The 25,676-nt window shown below is 63.1% G+C and carries 16 protein-coding genes; 6 read left to right on the forward strand and 10 right to left on the reverse strand.

Features of this window, described 5'->3' with window-relative positions; all coding sequences use genetic code 11:
• Window position 1: 1 nt before the first annotated feature.
• The 5 genes from HU766_RS11375 to HU766_RS11395 form a co-directional block, all read right to left on the reverse strand.
• A complete protein-coding gene (locus HU766_RS11375; protein WP_186656670.1) occupies window positions 2-394 on the reverse strand; it encodes a protease inhibitor I42 family protein in 393 nt (130 codons plus the stop codon).
• Window positions 395-507: 113 nt separating this feature from the next.
• The gene (lon, locus tag HU766_RS11380) at window positions 508-2,928 is read right to left on the reverse strand and encodes an endopeptidase La (protein ID WP_186656672.1); all 2,421 of its coding nucleotides are present in this window, start codon (window positions 2,926-2,928) and stop codon (window positions 508-510) included.
• A 146-nt stretch (window positions 2,929-3,074) separates the two neighbouring features.
• Window positions 3,075-5,486, reverse strand: a complete 2,412-nt coding sequence (locus HU766_RS11385) for a glucose/quinate/shikimate family membrane-bound PQQ-dependent dehydrogenase (protein ID WP_186656673.1) — start codon at window positions 5,484-5,486, stop codon at window positions 3,075-3,077.
• Between the two features lie 31 nt (window positions 5,487-5,517).
• Window positions 5,518-6,852 carry a carbohydrate porin gene (locus tag HU766_RS11390; RefSeq protein WP_047583634.1) on the reverse strand — a complete coding sequence of 445 codons (1,335 nt, stop codon included), beginning with the start codon at window positions 6,850-6,852 and terminating at the stop codon, window positions 5,518-5,520.
• A gap of 265 nt (window positions 6,853-7,117) precedes the next feature.
• Window positions 7,118-9,169 (reverse strand): TonB-dependent receptor, encoded by a 2,052-nt coding sequence (locus HU766_RS11395; protein WP_186656674.1) that lies wholly within the window; start codon window positions 9,167-9,169, stop codon window positions 7,118-7,120.
• A gap of 165 nt (window positions 9,170-9,334) precedes the next feature.
• On the opposite strand from HU766_RS11395, the gene HU766_RS11400 reads away from it, so the two are divergent.
• Complete coding sequence (locus tag HU766_RS11400; protein ID WP_095064225.1) at window positions 9,335-9,556, forward strand: VF530 family protein; 222 nt, start codon at window positions 9,335-9,337, stop codon at window positions 9,554-9,556.
• A gap of 1 nt (window position 9,557) precedes the next feature.
• Window positions 9,558-10,208 carry a Pr6Pr family membrane protein gene (locus tag HU766_RS11405; protein WP_186656675.1) on the forward strand — a complete coding sequence of 217 codons (651 nt, stop codon included), beginning with the start codon at window positions 9,558-9,560 and terminating at the stop codon, window positions 10,206-10,208.
• Window positions 10,209-10,254: 46 nt separating this feature from the next.
• Here the strand turns inward: HU766_RS11405 and HU766_RS11410 are convergent, their stop codons facing one another.
• From HU766_RS11410 to HU766_RS11420, 3 genes are all read right to left on the reverse strand, one after another.
• Window positions 10,255-11,016, reverse strand: coding sequence for a siderophore-interacting protein (locus tag HU766_RS11410; RefSeq protein WP_186656676.1), 762 nt, complete (start codon window positions 11,014-11,016; stop codon window positions 10,255-10,257).
• Window positions 11,013-11,555 carry a PadR family transcriptional regulator gene (locus HU766_RS11415; protein WP_095064248.1) on the reverse strand — a complete coding sequence of 181 codons (543 nt, stop codon included), beginning with the start codon at window positions 11,553-11,555 and terminating at the stop codon, window positions 11,013-11,015. Before HU766_RS11415 ends, HU766_RS11410 begins: the two co-directional genes overlap by 4 nt.
• An 87-nt stretch (window positions 11,556-11,642) precedes the next feature.
• Window positions 11,643-14,780: a transglycosylase domain-containing protein gene (locus tag HU766_RS11420; RefSeq protein WP_186656677.1), complete on the reverse strand. Its 3,138-nt coding sequence runs from the start codon at window positions 14,778-14,780 to the stop codon at window positions 11,643-11,645.
• 424 nt (window positions 14,781-15,204) lie between these two features.
• Here HU766_RS11420 and HU766_RS11425 point away from each other — a divergent pair, with 424 nt between their 5' ends.
• The 4 genes from HU766_RS11425 (at window position 15,205) to HU766_RS11440 (ending at window position 19,611) form a co-directional block, all read left to right on the forward strand.
• Entirely contained in the window at window positions 15,205-16,623 is a 1,419-nt protein-coding gene (locus tag HU766_RS11425; protein ID WP_186656679.1) for an amino acid permease, read from the forward strand.
• A gap of 146 nt (window positions 16,624-16,769) precedes the next feature.
• Window positions 16,770-17,153, forward strand: a complete 384-nt coding sequence (locus HU766_RS11430; RefSeq protein WP_186656888.1) for a GtrA family protein — start codon at window positions 16,770-16,772, stop codon at window positions 17,151-17,153.
• Window positions 17,138-18,100: a glycosyltransferase family 2 protein gene (locus tag HU766_RS11435; protein WP_186656681.1), complete on the forward strand. Its 963-nt coding sequence runs from the start codon at window positions 17,138-17,140 to the stop codon at window positions 18,098-18,100. Before HU766_RS11430 ends, HU766_RS11435 begins: the two co-directional genes overlap by 16 nt.
• On the forward strand, window positions 18,100-19,611 hold the full coding sequence (locus HU766_RS11440) for a glycosyltransferase family 39 protein (protein ID WP_186656682.1): 1,512 nt from the start codon (window positions 18,100-18,102) through the stop codon (window positions 19,609-19,611). Before HU766_RS11435 ends, HU766_RS11440 begins: the two co-directional genes overlap by 1 nt.
• Window positions 19,612-19,624: 13 nt before the next feature.
• On the opposite strand, the gene HU766_RS11445 is transcribed toward HU766_RS11440, so the two are convergent.
• Complete coding sequence (locus HU766_RS11445; protein WP_033702690.1) at window positions 19,625-21,235, reverse strand: FMN-binding glutamate synthase family protein; 1,611 nt, start codon at window positions 21,233-21,235, stop codon at window positions 19,625-19,627.
• Between the two features lie 102 nt (window positions 21,236-21,337).
• Entirely contained in the window at window positions 21,338-25,645 is a 4,308-nt protein-coding gene (locus HU766_RS11450) for a DEAD/DEAH box helicase (protein WP_186656683.1), read from the reverse strand.
• Between the last annotated feature and the right edge of the window lie 31 nt (window positions 25,646-25,676).

A 25,676-nucleotide genomic window follows, 5' to 3' on the forward strand; every position in this document is an offset into this window, starting at 1 on the left:
TTCAATTCACGTTGATTGAACAATCAAACGTCTGCACGGGGCGCACTTCCGGCGCCCACGGCTGCTGATAGACCAACACCAAATGCCCTTCCCCAACAGCGCGGGCTTCGAAGCGCCAGGAGGAAATGCCCGCGCTGCCAACGATACCGGCATCCTCGGGGGCGCTGTAAACCTCGGGGCCGAGGCTACGCAGTACATTCGAGGCGGGGTTCTGCACCAACCAGCGGTATCCGGTGGTGGGGTTGCTGGGCAGGGTCAGGGTCAGCGCCTGACCGACCTGCAGCCGCTTGGGGCATTCGCTTTCAGCGTCGAGTTGGACGGTTTGCCTGGGCTGCTGGGCGCAGGCAGTCAGCAGGGCGAGGCTCAGGGGAACGAGCAGACGTGGGGCGGCCATGTTGGCTCCGAAGGCTGGCGATGGCCTGAGGATAACCGAACCACATGCAGATTTGTGCTACCTACCGGTATAGGCCGCTTCGCGGTTCGCGCCGCGAAGAGGCCTGCACAGAATCAAAACAGCACTTTCGCCACGTCGGCAAAGCGCTTGGCGAAATGCACCGTCAAGCCTTCGCGCAGGTAGTCGGGCAGTTCTTCGAAGTCGCCGCGGTTGGCCTCAGGCAGGATCAACTCGAATATCTTCTGCCGCTTGGCGGCAATCACCTTCTCACGCACACCGCCAATCGGCAGCACCTGGCCGGTGAGGGTCAGTTCACCGGTCATCGCTACGCCTTTTTTCGGCGCTTGGTCGCGTGCCAACGACAGCAAGGCGCTGGCCATGGTTACCCCGGCGCTCGGGCCATCCTTGGGCGTGGCGCCCTCGGGCACGTGCAGGTGGATGAAGGCTTCGTTGAAATAGCTTGGGTCGCCACCAAACTGCTTGAGGTTGGAGCTGACGTAGCTGTAGGCGATTTCGGCGGACTCCTTCATCACATCACCCAGTTTGCCGGTCAATTTGAAACCGCGGTTGAGGGTGTGAATGCGGGTGGCTTCGATCGGCAGCGTGGCGCCGCCCATGCTGGTCCAGGCCAGGCCGGTGATCACGCCCTTGCCGGCCAGTACCTGTTCGCTGCGGAACACCGGCATGCCGAGCGCAGTCTCCAGGTCCTTGCTGCCAATCTTGAGTTTGGCATCGGGGTTTTCCAGCAACTTGACCACGGCCTTGCGCACCAGTTTGCCCAGTTGTTTTTCCAGCTGCCGCACGCCGGCCTCGCGGGCATAGCCCTCGATCACGGTGCGCAGGGCACTGTCGCTGATGCTCAGGCTGGTCTTGGCCACGCCGGCCTTGTCCAGCTGCTTGGGCCACAGGTGGCGCTTGGCGATGGCCAGTTTCTCTTCGGTGATGTAGCCGGAGAGGCGGATTACTTCCATGCGGTCGAGCAAGGGCCCGGGGATCGAGTCGAGGGTGTTGGCGGTGCAGACGAACAGCACCTTGGACAGGTCCAGGCGCAGGTCGAGGTAGTGGTCGAGGAAGTCGACGTTCTGCTCGGGGTCGAGGGTTTCGAGCAGCGCCGAAGCCGGGTCGCCCTGGTAGCTCTGGCCCATCTTGTCGATCTCGTCGAGCATGATGACCGGGTTCATCACTTCGACATCTTTCAGTGCCTGCACCAGCTTGCCCGGTTGGGCGCCGATGTAGGTGCGGCGGTGGCCCTTGATTTCCGCTTCGTCGCGCATGCCACCGACACTGAAGCGGTAGAACGGCCGGCCGAGCGATTCGGCGATGGACTTGCCGATGCTGGTCTTGCCCACACCGGGTGGGCCCACCAGCAGCACGATCGAGCCGCTGATCTCGCCTTTCCAGGCACCCACGGCGAGGAATTCGAGAATGCGTTCCTTGATGTCGTCAAGGCCTGCGTGGTGTTGGTCGAGCACCTTGCGGGCGTGCTTGAGGTCGAGCTTGTCCTTGCCGTAAACGCCCCACGGCAGGGCGGTGGCCCAGTCGAGGTAGTTGCGGGTCACGGCGTATTCCGGCGAGCCGGTCTCGAGGATCGACAGCTTGCCCATCTCTTCGTCAATGCGCTTCTGGGCTTGCGCGGGCAAGGTCTTGCCTTCCAGGCGTTGCTCGAACTGTTCGAGGTCGGCGCTGCGGTCGTCTTTGGTCAGGCCCAGCTCTTGCTGGATGACCTTGAGCTGCTCCTTGAGGAAGAACTCGCGCTGGTGTTCGCCGATCTGGCGATTGACCTCGGCCGAGATCTCGTTCTGCAGGCGCGCCACCTCGACCTCTTTGCGCAGCATCGGCAGTACCTTTTCCATGCGCTTGAGCATGGGCACGCAGTCGAGCACTTCCTGCAGCTGGGTGCCGGTGGCGGAGGTGAGGGCCGCGGCAAAGTCGGTCAGCGGCGAAGGGTCGTTGGGGCTGAAGCGGTTGAGGTAGTTCTTCAGCTCTTCGCTATAAAGCGGGTTCAGCGGCAGCAGCTCTTTGATCGCATTGATCAGCGCCATGCCGTAGGCCTTGACCTCATCGGTAGGCTCGGCGGGTTGGCGCGGGTATTCCACCTCGACCAGGTAGGGCGGGCGATGGTGCTTGAGCCAGGTGCGGATGCGTACACGGGTCAGGCCCTGGGCGACGAACTGCAGCTTGCCGTTTTCACGGCTGGCATGATGCACCTTGACCAGGGTGCCGTACTCCGGCAGCGCCGAGGTGTCGAAATGGCGGTGGTCTTCGGGCGGCGTGTCCATGAAGAACAGCGCCAGGCAGTGGTCCGGCGTCTTGGCCACCAGGTCGAGGGTCTCGGCCCAGGGCTCTTCGTTGACGATCACCGGCAACACTTGGGCGGGGAAGAACGGGCGGTTGTGGATCGGGATCACGTAGACCTTGTCCGGCAGCTGTTGGCCAGGCAGTGCGAGGGCGTGGCCGGGTACGGCCTGGGTGTCGGTATGCTCGACTTCGCTGTGTTCGTCGGGGTGTTCCGGGAAATCCTGCTGGTCGTTCATGGTGCACCTGCGTGAATGACTATGGTGCTTAGATGGGGCGCGGGGGGATGGGTTTCAAGCTTCGCGTTAGAAGCTGCAAGCTCCAAAAAAAACGGGGCCATGCAGGCCCCGCTTTCTCTTGTGGCTTGTAGCTTGCCGCTAGAAGCTTAGTCGGCGAGTTTGTAAGCGATGATGTAATCACCCATCTTGGTGCCCAGCGAGCCGTGGCCACCAGCGGTCACCAGCACATACTGCTTGCCGTCTTTGCCGCTGTAAGTCATCGGCGTGGCCTGGCCACCGGCCGGCAGGCGGGCTTTCCACAGTTCCTTGCCGTTGTTGGTGTCGTAGGCACGCAGGTACTGGTCCAGGGTGCCGCTGAGGAAGCCGACGCCGCCAGCGGTGACGATCGAACCACCCATGCTCGGTACACCCACCGGCAGGCCGATTGGCACCGGGGTGCTGTCACGGGTGGTGCCGTTCTTGTGCTTCCACACGACCTTGTTGGTGAACAGGTCGATGGCCGCCACATAGCCCCAGGCCGGTGCCTGGCACGGTACGCCCAGCGGCGACATGAACGGGTGCATGGTCACGGCATACGGTGCACCGGTGTTCGGCTGCACGCCGCTGGTTTCGCTCTCGCGCTTGCTGCCGGCGGCCACTTGCTCGCGTGGCACCATCTTCGACACGAACGCCATGTAGTTGGGCGAGGTGAACAGCAACTGGCGTACCGGGTCGACCGACACGCTGCCCCAGTTGAACACGCCGACGTTGCCCGGATAGATCAGCGACCCCTGCTCGGACGGCGGGGTGTACTGGCCTTCGTAACGCAGTTCGCGGAACTGGATGCGGCACAGCATCTGGTCGAACGGCGTGGCACCCCACATGGCCTGTTCGGTCAGCTCAGGGCCGAGCAGGTTGAGGTCGGAGCGGGCCTGGGTTGGCGAGGTGTGGTCGCCTTTCACCGCGCCTTGTGGCGTCGGGATTTCGCGGATCGGCACGATCGGTGTGCCGTCGCGGCGGTCCAGCACATACAGGCTGCCCTGTTTGGTCGGCACGATGATCGCCGGTTTCACGCCATCGGCGGTCTTGAGGTGGACCAGGGTCGGCTGGCTGCCGACGTCCATGTCCCACAAGTCGTGGTGGGTGAACTGGTAGTTCCAGCGGGCCTTGCCGGTGGCCAGATCGAGGGCGACCACGCCGGCGCTGTACTTTTCGGCGCCTGGGGTGCGGTCGGCGCCCCACTGGTCTGGGGTCTGGTTGCCCAGCGGCAGGTAGATCATGCCCAGGTTTTCATCGACGCTGGCGATCGACCACATGTTGGCCGAGTTGCGGCTGTAGGTTTTGCCGGGTGCCAGTGGCTTGGTGTCGTCCGGGTTGTTGCTGTCCCAGTTCCACACCAGGTGGCCGTCGTGCACATCATAGGCGCGGATGACGCCGGACGGCTCGTTGGTCGACTCGTTGTCGGTGACATGGCCGCCGATGATCACCAGATCACGAGTAATCGCCGCAGGCGAAGTGGAGTAGTAGCCGCCAGCGGTGAACGGGCCGATACCGGTGGTCAGGTCGATCACGCCTTGGTTGGCGAAGCCTTCGCAGACCTTGCCGTTGTCGGCGTTGATGGCGATCAGGCGGGCGTCGGCGGTGGGCAGGTACAAGCGGCGCGGGCAGGCCTGGGCGACGGCCTGGCCGGCGTCAGTGATTTTCGGTGCCGGGCTGCCGTCACGGCTGACGTAGTTGTTCTCGTCATAGTACGAAACGCCACGGCAGGTCATGTGGGCGAAGCCCTTGAAGGTGCCGACCGGGCTCTTGACCTGAGGGTCGTAGCGCCAGATCTCCGCGCCGGTGTCCGGGTCCAGGGCCAGCAGCTTGCTGTGCGCGGTGCAGGCGTAGAGCATGCCGTTGACCTTCAACGGGGTGTTCTGGTTGGTCAGCTCCACCGGGTCGTTGTCGGTCGGCAGGTCGCCGGTACGGATGCGCCAGGCTTCTTCCAGGCGGTAGGCGTTCTGCGGGGTGATCTGGCGCAGTGGCGAGTAGCGGTCGCCATGCTCGGTGCGGCCGTAGGCCTGCCATTCGCCGTCGGGCATGGCGGGCGCGGCACTGGCCATCTCGCTGCTCTCGCGGCCGATTTCGCCGAACACTTCACCGGGGTGGGTGAACTGGCTGCCCAGGGCACAGGCGCCAGAGGCGAGCACTGCAACGCCGAGCAGCGCGGTGTTGGCCTTGGCTGCCGGGCCAATCAGCGGGCGACGCGCCCATGGCAGCAGCAGAACCACGCCGATGGCGAACCAGATGGCCAGGCGCGGCACCAGTTGCCACCAGTCAAGGCCCACTTCCAGCAATGCCCAGGCCGTGCTGCCGAGCAGCACCAGGCCATACAGCCCAAGGGCGATGCGGCGCTGGGCCAGCAGCAGGATGCCGGACAAGGCAAAGCCGATGCCTGCGATCAGGTAGTACAGCGATCCGCCCAGCTGGCTCAGCTTGATACCACCAGCCAGCAGGGCCAGGCCCATCAGCAGCAGCAGCACGCCCAGAAGGCGCGGTAGCCAGCGGGTTCCATTCTTGGCACCGTCAGTGCTCATCGTAGGTTCTCCGTTAGGTCAAAAAGTGGGTTCAGAAACTGCTCTGGATTTTCAGGCCGCCGATCAGGGCGCCGTCCACCTGCGACACCCCGCCCGGATGGCGGATGTACTGCAGGTTGGGGCGCACCGTGAGCCAGTCGGCCAGGTGAATGCCGTAGTACAGCTCGGCGCTGTACTCGGTGTCCTGCACAGGCAGGAAACCAGGGTTGTCGTAGTCGTCGAGGCCGGCGGCCTGGTTGGCCAGGCGGGCGTTCTTGCGATAGGCCGGGTTGACGTGCACGCGGGCGAGGGCGAAGCCGATGTCGTCCTTGGCGCGGGCATCGAAAGGCCCTTTGTATACCAGTCCTGCCTGAACATAGTTGTCGATGGCATTGGTCTTCTTGTCGTGCAAAGTGGCGTTGGCGAACAGGCTCAGGCCGCGCGACTGGTCGGACGCCAGCGAGGTGACCTGCTGCTGGGCGCCGAGCCACATGCCGTGCTTGCTCGAACGGCTGCGGTAGGCGGCGCCACTGAGGGCGGCCGGCTGGCCGTTGCTGTCGTCGAGCACATCCTGTGCCTTGGCATTACTGTAGTAGTAGCCGGCGCGATATTCCCCTTTCAGGCCATTGACCCGTGGGCTCCACACCAGTTCGATCGGCATGATCGCGCCCTGGGTGCCGCTGCCGCTGAGCTTGAAGCCGTTGCCCGATTCCAGGTTGGAGGGGTTCTGCTCGTACACGCCGACCTGGGCATACAGGGTGTCGGCCAGGTTGTAGCGCACGCGCAGGGCCCACTGGCTGACCGGCCAGTTGTACCAGATGCCGCCGACCCAGTTGCCCACCTGCGAGCCGCAGAAGGCCAGGTTCTGGAAGTCGCAGGGGAAGCTGTTGAAGTCTTCACCTTCACCGAAGCGGCCGAATTTGACGTCCAGCGCGCCGTCGAAATACTTCTGTTTGACCCACAGCTGCGTGAGCCGCCAGGTTTCACCACGGCCCCAGACTTCCTGGGCGGAAGTGAAGCCGCCGACGCGTGGGTCGTTGATACGGTCGTTGCTGATGTTGTCGCCGTGGCGCTCGGTGAGGGTCAGTTGGAACTCGGTGTCGTTCCAGCCGAAAATCTTCTGCAGGTCCAGGTGGCTGCCGAAGGTGAACTGGTCGCTGTAGCGCGCGGTGCGATCGTGGTCGTAACCACCGTGCAGGTTGCTGCCCATCTCGCCGGTGTAGCCGAGGGTGAAGTCGTAACCTTTTGCCTGCAGTTCACTGCGGGTACCGCCCCAGTCGCCCAGCATCCAGGGGGAATCGCTGGCGAACATCTCGCTGGCGCTGGTGGGGGCGGCAAGTGTGGTCAAGGCGAGGCCGATGAAACAGTTTTTGGGCAACAGAAACATGAGATAGCGCTATCTTTTGATTATTGAACAAACGGCAAGGGCATCGAAGGGCGAGCCCGTCAATGGAAATGGCAACAAGGTAGATTCGATGAAGCGATTCAGCTTGCGGCGGGGAGGATATAGGGGAAGTTGTAAGAAAAAAAGACAAATTGTCGCAGTTGATTGTTGTTGAACCTGTAACAGTGCTCCAGGCGGTACTGACTTTTGCCCACCCTGTGGGACCGGTTGACCCGCGAAGGGGCGCAAAGCGCCCCCTCCGGGGACTTCAAAACGACGTACGCAACCCGACTTGCACACTGCGCCCAGGCGCTGGCGCGATGTCCCGCAGAATCGAACTGGCATAACGTACCGTCTGGTCCGTCAGGTTTTCACCCCGCACAAACGCCAACCACTGGCTTTGCCCGATGTCGAAGCGGTAGCCCACGCTGGCGCCCAGCGTGGTGTAGCCATCGGTGCTGGTCTCATTGCCCGGCTTGCGATGTTGCGACGAGGCGTGCTGCACATCGACCCGCGCCTGCCAACGATCCAGCTCCCAGACCAGGCCGCTGTTCAACCGCAGCGGTGCGATACGCGGCAGTGGCTCGCCACTGTCGAGGTTCTTGGCCCGGGTGTAGTCGCCGGACAGTTCCAGCGCGAAGCTGCCGTAACGGTTCTGCACCAGTTGCCAGCGGTCTTGCGCTTCGATGCCATAGAAGCGCGCCCGCACGCCCTGATACTGGTATTCCGGGAAGCCGCCGTGGTCGTGGTCATGATCGTGGTCATGGTCATCTTCGCCATGGTCGTGGTCATGGCCTTCACGCAGGTTGCCCGTGCCGATCAGGCCAATGTAGTTGCGAAAGTGGCTGTAGAACACGCCGACACTGCCCTTGTGGGTGCCATTGTCGAAGCGCAGGGCCAGGTCGGCGGAAATGGCCTTTTCCTTGTTCAGGCTGGCATCGCCCACCTCAAAGGCCCCCGTGGCCACATGCGCACCGTTGGCATACAACTCATAGAAGGTGGGGGCGCGCTCGGTGTAGGCCAGGTTGGCGGCCAACGACCATATGGGGTCGAGTTGATACACCGCCCCCGATGACAGGCTGAAAGCATTGAAACTGCTGGTGCTGTCAGCGGCGGAAAAGGTTTCGTTGCCCTTGGCATCTGGGTCGACCCGGGTGTGTTCCAGACGCGCGCCCAGGCTCAGGTTCAGGCGCTCGGTGGCCTGCCATTGTTCGAGCATGAACAGCGCCAGGCTGTCGGTATCGGTCTGCGGCACAAAAGCCTCCTCGCCGAGTGCCGAGAACTCGTTGCGGCTGACCTGGGCGCCGATCACCCCTTCAACGGGCCCGAGTGGCTGATGGCGTGCCTCGATGCGCGCCTCGTAACCCTTGTTCTTGAAGGTGGTGTGCACCTCGCCTTGTTCGATCTCGCGGTGTTCGTAGTCGGTATAACCGGCATCGACCTTGACCGAGCTGAACGGGCCGTCCAGGTCACGCAGTTCGGAGGCGAACCCGTAGTGATCCTGTTGCATGTCCAGGCGTACGCCAGGCTCGGCCACCGAGCCGTAGTTGCTGTCATAGCGGCTGTAGGACAAGCCGGCATAACCGTGATCCCAGTGGTAGGCGCCGCCGATCGCTCCGCCATCCTGGCGCCCGTCGCTGTTCTCCAGGCGGTGCTTGCTGCCCGGCTCGTCGGCATCACGTACTTTAGAGCTGCGGGCGTAGCCGGGGATGCGCAGGTCGTTGAACTGGCGACTGTTGGCGTCCAGGTGCAGGGCGAAGGCGCCGTTGCCGGCCTCCAGTTTGCCGGCGCTGCTGCGGGTGGTGTCGGCACCGCCATACCGCAGCTCGCCAGCGCCGTGGATGCCTTCGATGGGGGCCTCGGGGATGCGGTTGTCGAACGTATTGACCACCCCGCCTATCGCATTGCCGCCATACAGCAGGGCGGCGGGGCCGCGGACGATTTCGACGCGCTCCACGGTCACCGGGTCGAGCGGCACGGCGTGGTCGTAGGACAGCGACGACGCATCCAGGGCGCCGACGCCGTTGCGCAGAATGCGAATGCGGTCGCCGTCCAGGCCGCGGATCACCGGGCGGCTGGCGCCTGGGCCGAACCAGGTAGAGGCGACACCGGACTGTTTGTTCAGGGTTTCACCGAGGCTGCCTTGTTGCTGCTGCAGCAGGTCGTCGCCTTCGAGCACTGTATTTGGGGCGGCCAGCTGACGGTTGCCCAGCGGGTTGGCGGTGATCACCTGGGGTTCGAGTTCAACGGCCTGGCTGGGGGATGAGGCCAGCCAGAGCGCGACGGCGAGGGGGGAGAGGCGGAGCGGGATGTACAGCATGGGGATGGGGCGTTCCTTGGCAGAGGCGGTTGTAATGTAACTGTATAACATTGCTATTTCATCACAAGGGTTTTGCCTCTGGCCAGCGGTTTTTCAAGCGGCTTGAGGTTCCCCGGCCACTACACTCGTGTAAGGTGCGCACCTTTCCCACGCTGGAGCACTGGCATGAGCACGGCCCAACACAACGCGCTGCACGGCAAGACCCTGGAGCAGATCCTCACCGAGCTGGTGGCTCACTACCAATGGCAGGGCCTTGCCGAGCGCGTCGACGTGCGCTGCTTCAAGAGCAACCCGACCATCAAGTCGAGCCTGACTTTTCTGCGCAAGACCCCTTGGGCGCGGGAGAAGGTCGAGCAGCTGTACGTGAAGCTGCAGCGCAACGCCTGAGATGCGGCGCCACCCGTGGCTGTGCCTGGCCGCCGTGCTCGGCTGGTTCGGCCTGGCCGTGCAGGTCTACCTGGTATTGCTGGCGCGCTGGCAGGAGCAGGCCAGCCTGATTGGCGGCCTGGTCAACGTGTTCGGCTACTTCACCGTGTTGACCAACACCCTGGTGGCGACGGTGCTGAGTTATGCGGCATTCGGCCGGGAGGGTCGCGCCAGGCGCTTCTTTCTACTGCCGTCGGTGAGTTCTGCTGTAGCGGCCAGTATCGTGCTGGTCGCGCTGGCCTACAGCGTGCTGTTGCGCCACCTGTGGCAGCCCGAGGGCTGGCAGTGGCTGGCGGACGAGTTGCTGCACGATGTGATGCCCGCGCTGTTCGTGGTGTACTGGTGGTTTGCCGTGCCCAAGGGCAGGTTGCGGCTGTGGCACCTGGCGGCCTGGGCGCTGTACCCGGCGCTGTATTTTGCCTATGCACTGTGGCGGGGGAGTGAGATTGGCGTCTATGCCTACCCGTTCATCGACGTGGCGAGCCTCGGGTATGGGCAGGTGATGCTCAATGCGCTGGGGGTGTTGGCAGGGTTCTGGGCGATTGGCCTGGTGCTGCTTGGCCTGGACCGGTGGCGCGGCCGCTCTGTCATGGAACAACCGCTAAATCATTGATTTAGCGGGGTTCTGGTGACTGTCAGGTTGTTTGTACCCGGGCCCATCACGCGTCGTCCGCAGTACCGTCGGCGCGCCAGTAGGCAGCCGCTTTCAGCGCATCTTCCTGCACGCCTTTCTCCAGCAACAAGGCCTTGGCCTGGCGGGTCAGGGCTTTTTCCAGGGCTACCCAACCGTACAGCCTGCCTTGCGGCAAGGTCAGGTTCTTCAGCAGCGCCAGCAGGTCTTCTTCCTGGCGCCGTACCCAGATCACGTCCACTTGTGCCTTGCTTGGCAGCGGCTGGCGCTCCTGTTCGTCTTCGATCTGGATCACCGCCAGCACCTGGCGCCCCGCAGGCAGTTCTTCCAGGCGCCGCCCGATTGCAGGAATCGCGGTTTCGTCACCGATCAGCAAGTAGCTGTCGAAGATGTCCGGTACCACCATCGAGGCCCGTGGGCCGGCGATGTTCAGGTACTGGCCCGGTTTAGCCTGGGCGGCCCAGGTGGAGGCAGGGCCATCACCGTGCAGGACGAAGTCGAGGTCCAGCTCATGGCCGACCAGGTCGATGCGCCGTGGGGTGTATTCGCGCATGGTGGGGCGTGCGCCACCGTCGCGGCCCAGATTGCGTGCTTCGATCGCTTGCTGTTGCTCCGGCGTTTCGGCAAACAACAGCTTCACGTGGTCATCAGTGCCGACGCTGGTAAAGCCCGCCAGTTCCGCGCCCCCCAGGGTGATACGGCGCATGCGCGGGGTCAGGTCGGTGACGCGCAGCACCTCGAGGCGGCGTTGGCGTATCTCATGGTTGACGCGGTGAATGGTGTCACTCATGGGGTGTTCTCCGAAACAGGGTTGGCCGGCCCGGAGGCGATGGCCTTGGCAGTGGTGTTGAGCAGGTCGCGGACGCGCTCGATTTCTTCGGGTGTCCAGCGCCCGCTGTGCATGTGCAGGGCATGGCGCAGGTTGCCGACCGCTTCGTGGATCTCGGGTGGGCGGTCGTGGCCGCGCAGGGCGCGCTTGCTGACTTCGATGCGCATGCGCACGCCGTCAAGGGCCACAGCCTGTTCGGCCAGGGCGTTGCGGCCGGCATCGGTGATGACATAGAGGCGTTTGCTGCCCTGGGGCTGGCCGCTGATCAGCTCGGCTTCCTCAAGGAAGTTGAGGGTCGGGTAGATGACGCCGGGGCTTGGGCTGTAGCTGCCGTCGAACTGGTTCTCGATCTGGCGGATCAGGTCGTAACCGTGGCCAGGTTGCTCAGCCAGCAAGGCCAGCATCAGCAGCTTGAGGTCGCCGGGGGCGAATACGCGTGGGCCGCGTTCACCGCGGCCGGGGCGTCGCTCGAAAGGGTCGTGGGGTGAATGTTCGCGCATGATCATGGGCTCCGTCTTGTGCGATATATCTTAAGATATTACTCAAGATATATCTAAAGACAAGCCCTAGATGCAGATGATTATCAACTAAATAGTTGATGGGTTATTCCCATGCATGGCTACCTGGGGCGCTTTGCACTCATTCGGGTTGCCCGGTTGCAGGTATGGCATGAGGATCGGTGCCATGCCCTTGAGCACCTGCACCGGCAATGCCGAGGTGAATTTGAAGGCTTCCGCCGTGCGCCCCGGTACGAATGCGGTCAATGTGCCGAAGTGGTTATCGCCCAGGAAGAACACGAACGTGGCGGTACGGTTCAGCGAACGCGAGCCGATCAAGCGGCCGCCAGCGCCGAAGCTTTCGATGCGGTTGTCGCCGGTCCCGGTCTTGCCGCCCATCACCAGTGGCGTGCCGTCTTGCAGCTTGAAACTGCCGGAAATACGCCGCGCGGTACCCGCGTCTACCACTTGCGACATGGCCCCTTTGAGCGCACGAGCAACCTCCACCGGCAAGATTCGTTGGCCGCGGTCCGGGTCACTCACCAGCTTGGTCTCGTAGGGCGTGTTATCGGCGAAGTGCAGGGTATCGATGCGCAACGTGGGCAGGCGCACGCCGTCGTTCTGGATGATGCCGACCAGCTCGGAGAGGGCGGCCGGGCGGTCGCCCGAGCTGCCGATGGCGGTGGCCAGTGACGGCACCAGATGGTCGAACGGATAGCCCACGCGCTTCCAGCGTTGGTGGATGTCGAGGAACGCTTCGATCTCGACCATGGTGCGGATGCGGCTGTCGCGGGCGCCCTGGTGACGGCTCTTGAACAACCAGCCGTACACCTCCTGGCGTTCGAAGCGGCTGGCATTGACCATTTCGGTCAGCGTCGAGCTTGGGTGTTTGAGCAGGTAGCCGAGCAGCCACAGGTCGAGGGGGTGGACCTTGGCGATGTAACCCTGGTCGGGCAAGTCGTACTTGCCTGGGCCGTAGGCGTCGTACATCTCCGACAGGCGACCGTCGGTGAGCTTGCCCAGGGCGATCTTGTCGTCCTTGCTGTGGGCGCGCACAAACCCATTGAAGGTTTCCTGGCCGGCTTCGGGGAACAGGTAACGGTGCACTGCCGCCAGGCGCTGTGGGGTCACGCGCATGCTGTCGAGGAAGGTGTCCAGGCGCTGCTGCGAGGTCTTGCGCTGGTACTTCTTCCAGAACCGCATCAGGTAGTTGGTGCCTTCCTTGTCGGCAAAGCGGGCCAGGTATTCCTGGCGGCGTGGGTCGGCGTCGTCCTTGAGCAGCGGTACCCGGTTGAACGGCTGCTGGTAGGTCACATAACGCACCACGTCGCGCATCAGCCGGATGAACGGCAGGTTGATCGACTCACGCAGGGCAATCTTCAGGGTCGGGTTGCGGCCGTTGTCTTCCTTGCGGAAGTTGTTGAACACGTGCATGCCCCCCCCGGTGAAGAAGGCTTCGCCGGTATTGGCCGAATACTTGCGTTCCAGGGCGGCGTCGAGCATCGCATCGAGGTTCTGGTTTTTGCTGTTTTGCATCAGCCATTCCAGCGACCACTGGGTGAGGCGGTCCAGTTCGGCCACCTCGACCTTTTTCAGCTCGGCAGCAGGTTTGCCGGCGTACTTGTCGTGCAACTCCGCAATGATCTCAAGGTAGGTGGTGAGCACCCGCAGCTTGGCGGTAGAACCCAACTCCAGCTTGCTGCCTTCGTTGATGTCGAAGGGCTGGTCGGTGCTGTCCGTCTGCACCCGCACCCGCGAGCCGTCTTCGGTGCGCTCGAACAGCGTGAAGCTGTAGCGCACCTGGTCGGTGGTCTTGGCGGTCAGCAGGCGCTCGCCGATCAGCCCGATCTGTGCCGCAAACTCGGGGTCGGAGAGGTTTTTCAGGTACTGGCTTACTTGCATCTGCAGGTCGGCCTGCAAGGTGCTGGTGGCCGACAGGTCGAGGCGGTCGAGGTCGTACAGCGGGCGGTTGAGCATGGCCGCCAGGCGATTACGGGCCAGGCTGATGCCTTTGTTGGTGATGATCGGAACGATGGTCGGTTGCGCCACCCAGTCGCGATACACCGCCTTGCTGGCCAGCGCCGCGTCGGCCAGCGGCTGGTCGATGACTTGGTTGGCGGCGAGTACGCGAACATGCGAGTCGGTGAGTTCGGCCAGTTCGACCCGGCCTTTGGACAGGTAATGCGAGGGGCGGCGCTGGGCGATCATCAACGACAGCACCTGGCGCAGGGCCAGGCCTCGCGCGGCCAGGCTTTCAGGGTCTTGGGCGGTCGAGGTCAGGGCCTGGTTGACCTGGTCGAAATCGGCGCCGTACCACACCCGCAGGCCCTCAGCCATGCCATGCACTTCGCCGTGGCCCGGCACAGCCGAAAGCGGCACGCTGTTGAGGTAGTCGCGCACGATGCGCTGGCGCGCCTCGGTGGTGTCCGGGCCGCCTTGATAGGCGCGCACGCTGGCAGAAATCATCTGGCGAATCTTCTCGGCGCCAGAAACGGTCAGGCCATCCGGTGAGTGGCGGTACTTCTCAAGCTGCGTTGCCAAAGTACTGCCGCCAGCCGACTGGCCGGGCAGGGCAAAGTACTTGGCCACTTGGCTGTAGGCCGCCTTGGCGAAGCGCGGCCAGTCGACCGCGGGGTTGTTGCGCGGGTCCTTGCTGTCGAGCAGGTCGCGGTTTTCGATGAACAATAGGCTGTTGACGATCACCGGCGGGATCGCCGCAAAGTTCGGGTACAGGTGTTGCGGGTAGTTGTATTGGTAGAGCGTGTCGCCACGGCAGTCGGTGATCGACAGGCCGGCCTGGATCTTCTCGATATAGGGGGCGAACAGGCCGTGATCGACGTAGTTCATCAACGCGGGGGAGAACTTCACCTGTTCGCTGATCAGGTAGTCGCGCTTGAGCAACCGCGGCAGGAATTCGCCTAGCGCGCTGTAGCCCAGGCGTTTGTCGAAGGGGCCTTCACCGGGGTAGACGATGGCATCGCTGGGCCCTGGCTGCAGCGAATAGGTCAGGGTGGTGGCCAGTTTGCTGAATTCCCGCGATTGCAGGTTGGAGGTGCGGAATTCGTCATAGGCGGCAAAGCCGAGGGCGATGATGGCCACCAGCAGGATGAGGATGATCAGCCGCCACCAGAGCCGACGCTGACGTGGGGACTTTACAGGTGGCGTCTCGGCCGGAGGGGTTGCGGGTGCTTCCGTTCTGGTTGGTTCCGATTGCCACAGTGCGCCCATAGTCTTCAATCCGGCCAGGTATTTTCGTCTTGCTTGTCTGAAGCTTAGACGTTGACCGGGTTAGGTGAAAAATTTGTAAGAGGGCGAGAAAAGTGGCGTAGGGATATGCGGCTTTGGTGTGGGTTTCGGGGGGAGGCGATGTTGTTAAGGTGGCTACAGGATTTTTACGGCGGCTTCGCAGCCCTTGTCGCGACTCAAGGCCGCGCCCGCAGGGGCGAGATTTCTCGCCGAATTTCCCCGTTTATACAGTGAAAATCCCTACAGGGAGCTTCCTATACTGCTCGCCCCCTTCGCCCTGCCGGACGCTCTACGCCGGCACACGGGCCGGCCCACGAGGCCAGCCCGGCAAGTCTACGTCCCGCCTATCGGCGCGGCCGGTGCTGCACGAAGGTCAAATCCAATAACAAAATGAGGTTGTATTGCTATGCCCGTCGGCAACCACCCTGCCCACGCCGAGACCGCCCAGGGCGGCCCTCTGAAGCGTGAACTTGGCGAACGGCACATCCGTCTGATGGCGCTGGGCGCCTGTATCGGTGTCGGTCTTTTCCTCGGTTCGGCCAAAGCCATCGAAATGGCCGGCCCAGCCATCATGCTGTCCTACATCATTGGTGGCCTGGCCATCCTGGTGATCATGCGTGCCCTCGGCGAGATGGCCGTGCACAACCCCGTTGCCGGCTCGTTCAGCCGCTATGCCCAGGATTACCTCGGCCCGTTGGCGGGCTTTCTCACCGGCTGGAACTATTGGTTCCTGTGGCTGGTGACCTGCGTGGCGGAAATCACCGCCGTGGCCATCTACATGGGCATCTGGTTCCCCGACGTCCCCCGCTGGATCTGGGCCTTGGCGGCGCTGGGCAGCATGGGCGCGGTCAACCTGGTGGCGGTCAAGGCGTTCGGTGAGTTCGAGTTCTGGTTCGCGCTGATCAAGATCGTCACCATCATTGCCATGGTCCTGGGCGGTATCGGCATCATTGCCTTCGGCCTGGGCAACGACGGCGTGGCCATGGGTATTTCCAACCTGTGGAGCAATGGCGGTTTCATGCCCAACGGCGTGACCGGCGTGCTGATGTCGCTGCAGATGGTGATGTTCGCCTACCTGGGCGTGGAAATGATCGGCCTGACCGCCGGCGAAGCACGCAACCCGCAAAAAACCATTCCGCAGGCCATCGGTTCGGTGTTCTGGCGCATCCTGCTGTTCTACGTAGGGGCGTTGTTCGTGATCCTGTCGATCTACCCGTGGAACGAGATCGGCAGCCAGGGCAGCCCGTTCGTCATGACCTTCGAACGCCTTGGTATCAAGACCGCTGCCGGCATCATCAACTTCGTGGTCATCACTGCAGCACTGTCGTCGTGCAACGGCGGTATCTTCAGCACCGGTCGCATGCTCTACAGCCTGGCGCAGAATGGCCAGGCCCCGGCCACCTTTGCCCGCACCTCGAAAAACGGCGTGCCGCGCAATGCGCTGCTGCTGTCGATCGGCGCGCTGCTGCTGGGCGTGCTGGCCAACTACCTGGTGCCGGAAAAGGTCTTTGTCTGGGTGACGTCGATCGCCACCTTCGGCGCGATCTGGACTTGGGTGATGATCCTGCTGGCGCAGCTGAAGTTCCGCGCCGGGCTCACCACTGCCGAGCGCAAGGCGCTGAAATACCGCATGTGGCTGTGGCCACTGAGCTCCTACCTGGCACTGGCCTTCCTGGTGCTGGTGGTAGGGCTGATGGCGTACTTCGAAGACACCCGCGTGGCGCTGTACATCGGCCCGGCGTTCCTGGTGTTGCTGACCGCCTTGTACTACACCTTCCGCCTGGCGCCGAAACAGTCGCAGGGCATCGTCAGCCCAGCGTCCTGACGAGGCCGGGGGCCGCCTTCGGGCGGCCCTTTCAGCTACAGCCCTTCTGGGTCATTGCTCGTCAACTGGCATTTTTGTCAGTAGAACGCCCTAGATTTATTGCCTAACGTGGCGTTCAGGCCAGGCAAGGAAGGGCATCTGTGACCATGCGATGCAGAGCACCCGCGTTTTTCAAGTACGTGATCGTCGGTATCTTCAATACCGCCATCCACGTGGCAGTGTTCACTGCCATGCAACTGTTTGCCGGTACTGACCAGGCGATCAGTAACCTCACTGCCTTCTTCACAGCGTTGTCGTTCTCTTTTCTGGCCAACTCCCGATATACCTTCAAGGTGCGTATTTCGCTCTTGCGGTATCTGGTGTTCGTGGCCGGTATGGGCAGCCTCAGCCTGGCGCTGGGGGCTATCGCTGACAATCAGCAGTGGCGGCCGGTTGTCACTGTCACGTTGTACTCAGCCATGAGTCTGCTGCTGGGTTTCCTGTTGTCGCGGTGGATCTTCACGGAGCAGCGCAAATGGTTATTTCGCTGATCGTCCCGATATTCGATGAAGAACTGGCAATCCGCCCATTCTATGACGCGGTGCGCCGTGCGCTGCACGGGGAACCGGCGAGGGTCGAGGTGATCTTCGTCAATGATGGCAGCCAGGACGGCAGTGAACAGCAGGTTCGTCAGCTGATTGCGGGTGACCCGGATGTCATGCTGGTCGACCTCTCACGTAACTTTGGCAAGGAAGCGGCACTCCTCGCCGGGCTGGAAATGGCCCGTGGCGATGCAGTTATCCCTATCGATGTCGACCTGCAGGATCCGGTAGAGGTCATACCCCTGTTGATCGAGCAGTGGCGAGCCGGTTTTGAAGTGGTGCTTGCCAAGCGCCGGGACCGTTCCAGTGACAGCTACTTGAAGCGATTAACGGCCGGAGGCTTCTACTTTTTGCTCAAGCGGATATCGCAGATACACATTGAAGAGAACGTCGGTGACTTCCGGCTGCTCGACCGCAAAGTCGTGGACGTGATCAAGTCGATGCCTGAACAACAGCTGTTCATGAAAGGCATGCTGTCCTGGGCGGGGTTCAGCACCACGGTGGTTGAATATGAGCGCGCTGCACGGGCTCAGGGCGGTAGCCGTTTCAACGCCTGGAAGTTATGGAATCTGGCATTGGACGGCATCACCTCGTTCAGCACTGTACCGTTGCGGCTGTGGACCTATGTGGGCGGGACTATCGCCTTCACAGCGTTGGTTTACGCAGCGGTGCTGGTCGCTGACAAGCTGATCTTTGGCAACCCTGTCCCAGGCTATCCCTCGCTGATGACGGCCATCTTGTTTCTCGGTGGCGTGCAGTTGATCGGGATCGGAGTCTTGGGTGAATACATTGGCCGTATCTACATGGAATCCAAGCATCGCCCTCGTTATGTCGTCAGGGGCAAGGTCGGGTGTGACCCGGCGCAATCAGGGCGGGTGTTGATCAAGGAGAGATAATGGCCGTTTCGCTACGCTGGCAAGAGACCCGTGCAAAAGCTTGCGTGGTCGTGGCAATTTTGCTGATGAGTGCTGCCTTGCGCTTTCATCAGGTAACGACGCGCACTATCTGGCTGGATGAGGCATTCAGTGTCTTACTCAGCCACCTGCCGCCTGAGCAGATACTGTTTCATACCGCCCGGGACGTCCATCCGCCCCTGTATTACTTGATTCTGCATTACTGGATGCAGTGGTTTGGCAGCGATGCGCTGGCGGTTCGTAGTTTGAGCGTTTGCGCGGGCGTCGCTTCGGTAGGCATGGGTATGTTGCTGACAAGGCACCTGGCGTCTTGGCGTGCCGCAATGATTGCTGGCCTCTTGTTGGCATTCTTTCCCATGGCCATACGTTTTAGCCAGGAAGCCCGAATGTACGCGTTGCTGAGTCTGCTGCTGCTGTCGGCGATCTACATGCTTTGGCAGTGGGTATCCAGGCAAAAAAACCTCTACCTGGTTGCCTACAGCCTACTCATGGTCGCCGCGTTGTACACCCACTACTTTGCAGCCTTGTGCGCATTGGCCAATTGGGCCTACCTGTCAGTGACTAGGGATTCACATGGCAAGCGACTTGTGTTGGCTCGTGCCTGGTGGGTGGGGCATGTGGGAATCGTCTTGGCCTATCTGCCTTGGCTGCCCATCTTGTATCGTCAACTGCATCACCGTGAGTTGGTGGCCTGGATTGTTCACTATCCGGCTTCCCTCTTGAGCATGCCGCGATCGTTCTGGAATGCGTTTACCCAATGTGAGGAGGCTGCCTATGCAGACGTCTTGTCTGTGTTGCTGTCCATTTTTCTCGTGTTTGCTTCGCTACGGGTATTGCGCCATGTCTCGACGCGTGGGCAGCCGAATGTATTGCTATTGAGTTATTGCTTTGTTCCCATCCTTGTCGTCTGGCTGGTCTCCTATGCCATGCCGTTATTCATCAACCGTTATCTGCTTTTCTCCCTCATGGGGCTGCCGTTGCTGGTAGCGGTCGCCGCTGATACGTGGCCGAGGCGAACGTTACTGGCATCGGTTGCTGGCTGTCTGTTCATCGAACTTGCAGGGCTGGCCTATGCCTACAATTACCAGGCCAAGCCGGGGGGGGATCTGGGTACGGTGATGGCACATGTTAATAAGTACTGGCGCTCAGGGGATGCTTTGTTAGGCGATCGCAAAAGGCACTACCTCTCGATCGAGTACTACAATGCCACGGGACGCCCGGCATTTCTCTATACCCAGATTGAACCTGATGCGACCGGTAAGGCGGCGACCACCTACGGTACCTTGACGTTGTTTTATCAACGCTCGGATGAGCTTTACGTAACAACGCCACAGAGACTGGCGAACCACTTCAAACGCCTCTGGCTGGTGACTGAACCTTCGTCTGCTTACACGCCGCGTATGCCCGTCGACGGGTGGGTGAAAGTTGATGAAATCGTCGAGGGCTCGTTCAAGGCATTGTTGTTTGCAGTGCCAGAACAAGCCAATCGCTGAACCGTGAGCCGCCTCAGGCCGCTTGTGGCTCGAAACTGTCGGCCCGCGCCATCTGCCACATCCGCGAATAGAACTGCCCATCCACCTCACCGGTCAGCAACTCCCCCGGTTTGAGGAACACATGCATCTGCGAGAACAGCTTGATCTCAGTGGCCGATACCCGTCGCACCAAGTGCTTGGCTTCCAGCTGTGCCGGGTGTTCCAGGCCGGCCGCAGCGAGCATTTCGGCCAGGGCGCGCAGGGTGTTGTGGTGGAAGTTCAGTACCCGCTGGGCCTTGTCCGGCACCACCAGTGCGCGCTGGCGCAACGGGTCCTGAGTGGCCACACCGGTCGGGCACTTGTTGGTATGGCAGCTCTGCGACTGGATGCAACCAATCGCGAACATGAAGCCACGCGCTGCGTTGGCCCAGTCGGCGCCGATGGCCAATACGCTGGCGATGTCGAAAGCACTGACGATCTTGCCACTGGCACCGAGCTTGATCTTGTCGCGCAGGTTCAGGCCGACCAAGGTGTTATGCACGAACAGCAAGCCTTCGCGCAGCGGCACGCCGATATGGTCGGTGAACTCCACTGGCGCCGCGCCAGTGCCCCCTTCCTTGCCGTCGACGACGATGAAATCGGGGAGGATGCCAGTTTCCAGCATGGCCTTGGCGATGCCCATGAACTCCCATGGGTGGCCCAGGCAGAACTTGAAGCCCACCGGCTTGCCGCCGGACAGCTCGCGCAACTGGGCAATGAACTGCATCATTTCAATCGGCGTCGAGAAGGCGCTGTGGCGCGACGGCGAAATGCAGTCCTCGCCCATGAGGATGCCGCGGGTTTCGGCAATTTCCTGGGTCACCTTGTGCTTGGGCAGGATGCCGCCGTGGCCGGGCTTGGCGCCTTGGCTCATCTTGATTTCGATCATCCGTACCTGGGGGGTACGTGCCTGGGCGGCGAAGCGTTCCGGGTCGAACCGCCCGTCTGCGGTACGGCAGCCAAAGTAGCCGCTGCCCAGCTCCCACACCAAGTCGCCACCGTGTTCGCGGTGGTAGGGGCTGATGCTGCCTTCGCCGGTGTCGTGGGCGAAGTTGCCCAGCTTGGCGCCTTCGTTCAGGGCGCGGATGGCGTTGGCGCTGAGTGAACCGAAACTCATCGCCGAAATGTTGAAGATCGATGCCGAATACGGCTGGCTGCACTGCGGCCCGCCGACGACGATGCGAAAACCCGCAGGGTCGGTCAGCGGTGCCGGGCGCATGGAGTGGCCGATGAATTCGAAGCCGGACTGGTAGACGTCGATCAGGGTGCCGAAGGGTTTGTCCGAGGCTTCGTTCTTGGCCCGGGCATACACCAGCGAGCGCTGAGCGCGGGAGAAGGGCAGGGCGTCGCTGTCGGCTTCGAGCAGGTACTGGCGGATTTCCGGGCGAATGCCCTCGACCAGGTAGCGGATGTTGCCGAGGATCGGGTAGTTGCGGCGTACTGCGTGGCGCTTTTGCAGCAGGTCGAACACGCCGATCAGGCTGAGTACGGCAGTGGTCAGGGTGAAGGGCCACAACCACTCGTGGTGGGTGAACGGCAGGCTCGCCAGGGTGAACAGTACACAGGCGGCGAAGAAGGCGTAGCGGCTGAGAAGTGACAGGCTCATACGGGGTCCTTGCGATGGCGCGGTCAGGCTCAGGGGCCTGGGGCAAACCCCGACCATAGCCCGGTTGGGCGGTAGTGAAAATGAAAATCGGGGTATCGAAAATCATTCGCACAACGGGCTGGTTGCTCGGTCGTGCTGCTTGAGTAACAGGCGGTGGCGCCAGGCTTGCTGTTCTTCCAACGACGCGTCGATGAGAAATTGGTATCGCCCGGCAACCCGCATCGCTACGGGTACCCCATCGCGGTACAGCAAGCGGTTGCCGCTCACTGCCGGTACCTTGGCCCCCGGCAGTAGCGAGCCCACCAGGTTCAGCGGGTCGCTGGCACTGACCATCACCAGGGCGCCCTCCGGCTCACGCCGTCGCACTTGCCGCAACAGGCCTACCGCCTCCGGCAAGGCGAACTGCTCGCCGGCCAACCCGGCGATAAACCGCCCGCCACGAATTTCGCCGCGGGCTTCCAGCCGGTGATAACAGCGCAGCAACGCTCGCCACGGGGGCAGCACATCGCTCTCGCGTTCCAGCAGGCGCCAGCAGATCACCCCGTAGCGACGCAGCAGGGTGCGGGCAATGTGTTCCAGGCGCTGGTCTTCGTTCAGGTTGGCGGTACCGCGCCGCAACAACGCCCAGCGCCCGGCGTGGGCCATGCTGTTCGAAAACGGCGCATGGCCGCGGCGGCTGTGACGTGGCGCGCGTTTGGCCGCTGGTGTGATCAGGCTGCGCAGGCCGGTGAAGCTGTCGGCGCCGGCCAGGCCTGAGCCCACCAGTTCCTGCAGTGCCGTTTCCAGCTCACTGGGCAACAGGTGCGCCTCTTTGGCCAGTTCATCGAAGAACAGCGCACCTTCCGTTTTCAGCGCTTCATGCACACGTTGCGCGCGCGGGCCTAGCGCCTCGGGGGAAGGGGCTGGCGCGAGGCTGCGCCAGGTATTGAGCTGGTCCCGGGGCAACAACACCAGCGGGGTGCTGGCCAACGTGCTGCTCGACTGCGTCGCTGCCAGGCGGCTCCAGGCGAACTGCCCGCTGCGGCACGCGTCGTCGAGCCAGTGCGGGCTGTAGTCCTTGATCCGCGCAGGCAACAGTTCGGCTTCCCAGGCACCCGCAGCACTCGGAAACCCCTGCAGTTGGCCCAGTACCTCGGCCACCGCCTGCGGCCCGCGCAGGCGTTCGTCTGCGGCCAGGTGCTGCCAATCGAACAGAAAGCGCATGAAGTCCTGCAGGCTGACCGGTTCTATCTCCCGGCGCAGGCGTTTGACCGTGTAGCGGTGGATGCGCGCCAGCAAGTGGCGCTCGCACCACTGCAGGTCGTGTGCACCTGGGCTGAAATGGCCGCGCAGCACATAGCCTTCGCTTTCCAGGCGAGCCAGAGCCTGCTCGATGTCCGGCAGGGGTTTGCCCAGGGGGCTGGCGATCTGCGCCAAGGTCTGCGGGCCGTAACCTCCCAGGCGGGCGCGCAGCAGCTCGCTCAGCGCAGTGTCGGCGTCGATGGCCTGATCAAAGCCGGGCAGCAGGTTCAAGGCCGGCTCTGTGGATGCACCCGGATACAGCGCCTGCAGCAGGTTCAGGCGCTCACGGGCCAGCCAGAGCTGTTGATCGGGCAGGTGCAAGGCTCGGCCTGCCTTGGCCAGTTGCCGAAGCAACAGGGCCCAACTGGGGTTGGCCTGGGCTTCATGCTGGGTAATGGCGCCCAGGCTCATCAACGCCTCGTGCATCTCATCGGCGTTGACCGGTTGCAGCCAGGCCTCGTCTTCCACGGCGCGGATGGCGTCGGCGTCCAGCGCGCCCAGATCATCGCCACTGCGCACGTCGCTCCAGCGTCGGTTGAGTACCGCCTGGGTTCGGCGTTCTTCCAGCGGTGCATCGTCCAGAAACGCGTAGGGCCTGGCGTTGAGGATGGCCGAGGCCAGCGGTGACGGTGCCGGCAGGTCGCGGCTGATCATTCGCACCTCGCCGCTCTCCATACGCCGCAGCAGGGCCAGCCAGCCTTCGCTGTCCATGGCCTCGTGCAGGCAGTCGTCGAGGGTCTGCTCGACCAGCGGATGATCGGGGATCTGCCGTTCGCCGACGATGTTTTCCAGGCAGGCGATCTGGTCGGGGAACACCGACGCAATCAGGTCTTCGCTTTTCATCCGCTGGATCTGCGGGGCCACCTTGCGCCCACCAACGAAGCGCGGCAAGGCCATGGCCACGGCAGCGTTCCAGCGCCAGCGCACACCGAACAGCGGCGCGTCGAGCAGGGCCTGGATGAGGACCTGTTCGGCATTGCGGCTGGTCAGGTAGCGCCACACCTCGTCCAGGGCGAAACTGTGGCTGGTGGACAACGACAGCACGATGGCATCTTCGCTGGCCGCCGCTTGCAGCTCGAAATTGAACGTGCGGCAGAAGCGCTTGCGCAGGGCCAGGCCCCAGGCGCGGTTGATACGGCTGCCATAGGGCGAGTGGATGATCAGTTGGGTGCCGCCGGACTCGTCGAAGAAGCGCTCCATGATCAGCGTCTGTTGCGAGGGCAGGGCGCCCAGTACTTCCCGCGTGCGCCCCAGGTAATCGAGCAACTGGCTGGCGCTGTCTTCGCCCAGTTCGAAGCTGCGCCGCAGCCATTGCACCACCGCCGCGCTATCTGCACCCGGCAACCCCAGCCGCTCGTCGATGCGTGCCTGCAAGCGGGCGACCGCCGCTGACAGCTCATCGCTGCGCCCTGGTGCTTCACCCAGCCAGAACGGAATGGTCGGCGGCAGGCCATGGGCGTCCTCGACCCGCACGCGGCCAGGTTCGACCCGCAGGATCCGGTACGAGGCATTGCCCAACTGGAAAACATCGCCGGCAATGCTTTCTACCGCGAAGTCTTCGTTGACGCTGCCGATGCTCTGCGCCTGGGGTTCGAGCAGCACGGCGTAGTCGGCGGTCTCGGGGATGGTGCCGCCACTGGTCAAGGCCGTCAGCTGGCTGCCGCGACGGCCGCGCAAGGTGCCGCTCACCGCGTCGCGGTGCAGGTAGGCGCTACGGATGCCTTGACGGCCGTTGTAGCCCTCGGCAAGCATGCTCAGCAGCGCCTGGTAATGCTGCACGTCGAGTTCGGCGTAGGGCGTTGCCTGGCGCAGGCAGTCGAACAGCGCCTGCTCCTGCCACGGCTGGTTGCTGGCTTCGGCGACGATTTGCTGGGCCAGTACATCCAGGGGGGCCTTGGCGATGTGCAGCTGGTCGAGCTCGCCTCGGCGCACACAGTCGAGCAGGGCCGTGCATTCGATCAGATCGTCCCGCGAGGTCGGGAACAGCCGGCCTTTGGGAATGCCCTCGACCTGGTGGCCCGAGCGGCCGACACGTTGCAAAAAGGCCGCGATCGAACCTGGCGAGGCGATCTGGCAGACCAGGTCGACATCGCCGATATCGATGCCCAGCTCCAGCGAAGCCGTGGCCACCAGCACCTGCAACTGGCCCTGCTTCAGGCGCTGTTCGGCGTCCAGGCGCAGCTCCTTGGCCAGGCTACCGTGGTGCGCGGCCACGGCTTCTTTGCCCAGGCGGTCGCTGAGGTGGCGGGTCAGGCGTTCGGCCAGGCGCCGGGTGTTGACGAATACCAACGTCGTGCGGTGTTCGCGGGCCAGGGTTGCCAGGCGGTCGTAGACCAGGTTCCACACGTCGGTGGCCATCACCGCACCCAGGGGCACGGGTGGTACTTCCAGGGCCAGGTCGCGCGTGCGTGCGTGGCCGATGTCGACGATCGCACAGGGGCGCTGATGACCCACCAGAAACTGCGCCACGCGCTCCACCGGCCGCTGGGTGGCGGACAGGCCGATGCGCCGCAAGGGCCGTTCGGCGAGGGCTTGCAGGCGCTCAAGGGTCAGCGCCAGATGGGCGCCGCGTTTGTTGCCGGCCAGGGCGTGAATCTCATCGACGATCACCGTGTGCACATTGGCAAGGCCGGCACGGCCCGAGGCTGAGCCCATCAGCACATAGAGTGACTCCGGCGTGGTCACCAGGATGTGCGGGGCGAGCTTGCGCATGGCTGCACGTTCTTTCTGCGGTGTGTCGCCAGTGCGCACGGCGGTGGTGATACGGGGCGCTTCAAGGCCCTGGTCTTCGAGCGCCTGGCTGATACCTTCGAGCGGGGCCTGCAGGTTCAGGCGAATATCGTTGGACAGGGCCTTGAGCGGCGAGACGTAGACCACCTGCGTCTGTGCGGGCAGTTCGCCGCCGTGTTCAAGGCCTTGGCGGAACAGCTCATCGAGCACCGCGAGGAAGGCGCTCAAGGTCTTGCCCGAACCGGTCGGCGCGGCCAGCAGCATCGACTGACCGGCGTGAATCAATGGCCAGGCACGGGCCTGGGCGTCGGTGACCGTGGCGAAATGGCGACGGAACCAGGTGCCGACGGCGGGGTGGAACAGTGCGAGCACCGGGTGCTGTTGGGCGGGCAGGTTCATGTGTTGGTTATGGAGGGTCGGCGGCGGGTTG

This window comes from Pseudomonas sp. SWRI77 (assembly GCF_014269105.1).
GTDB classification, from domain to species: Bacteria; Pseudomonadota; Gammaproteobacteria; order Pseudomonadales; family Pseudomonadaceae; genus Aquipseudomonas; species Aquipseudomonas capeferrum.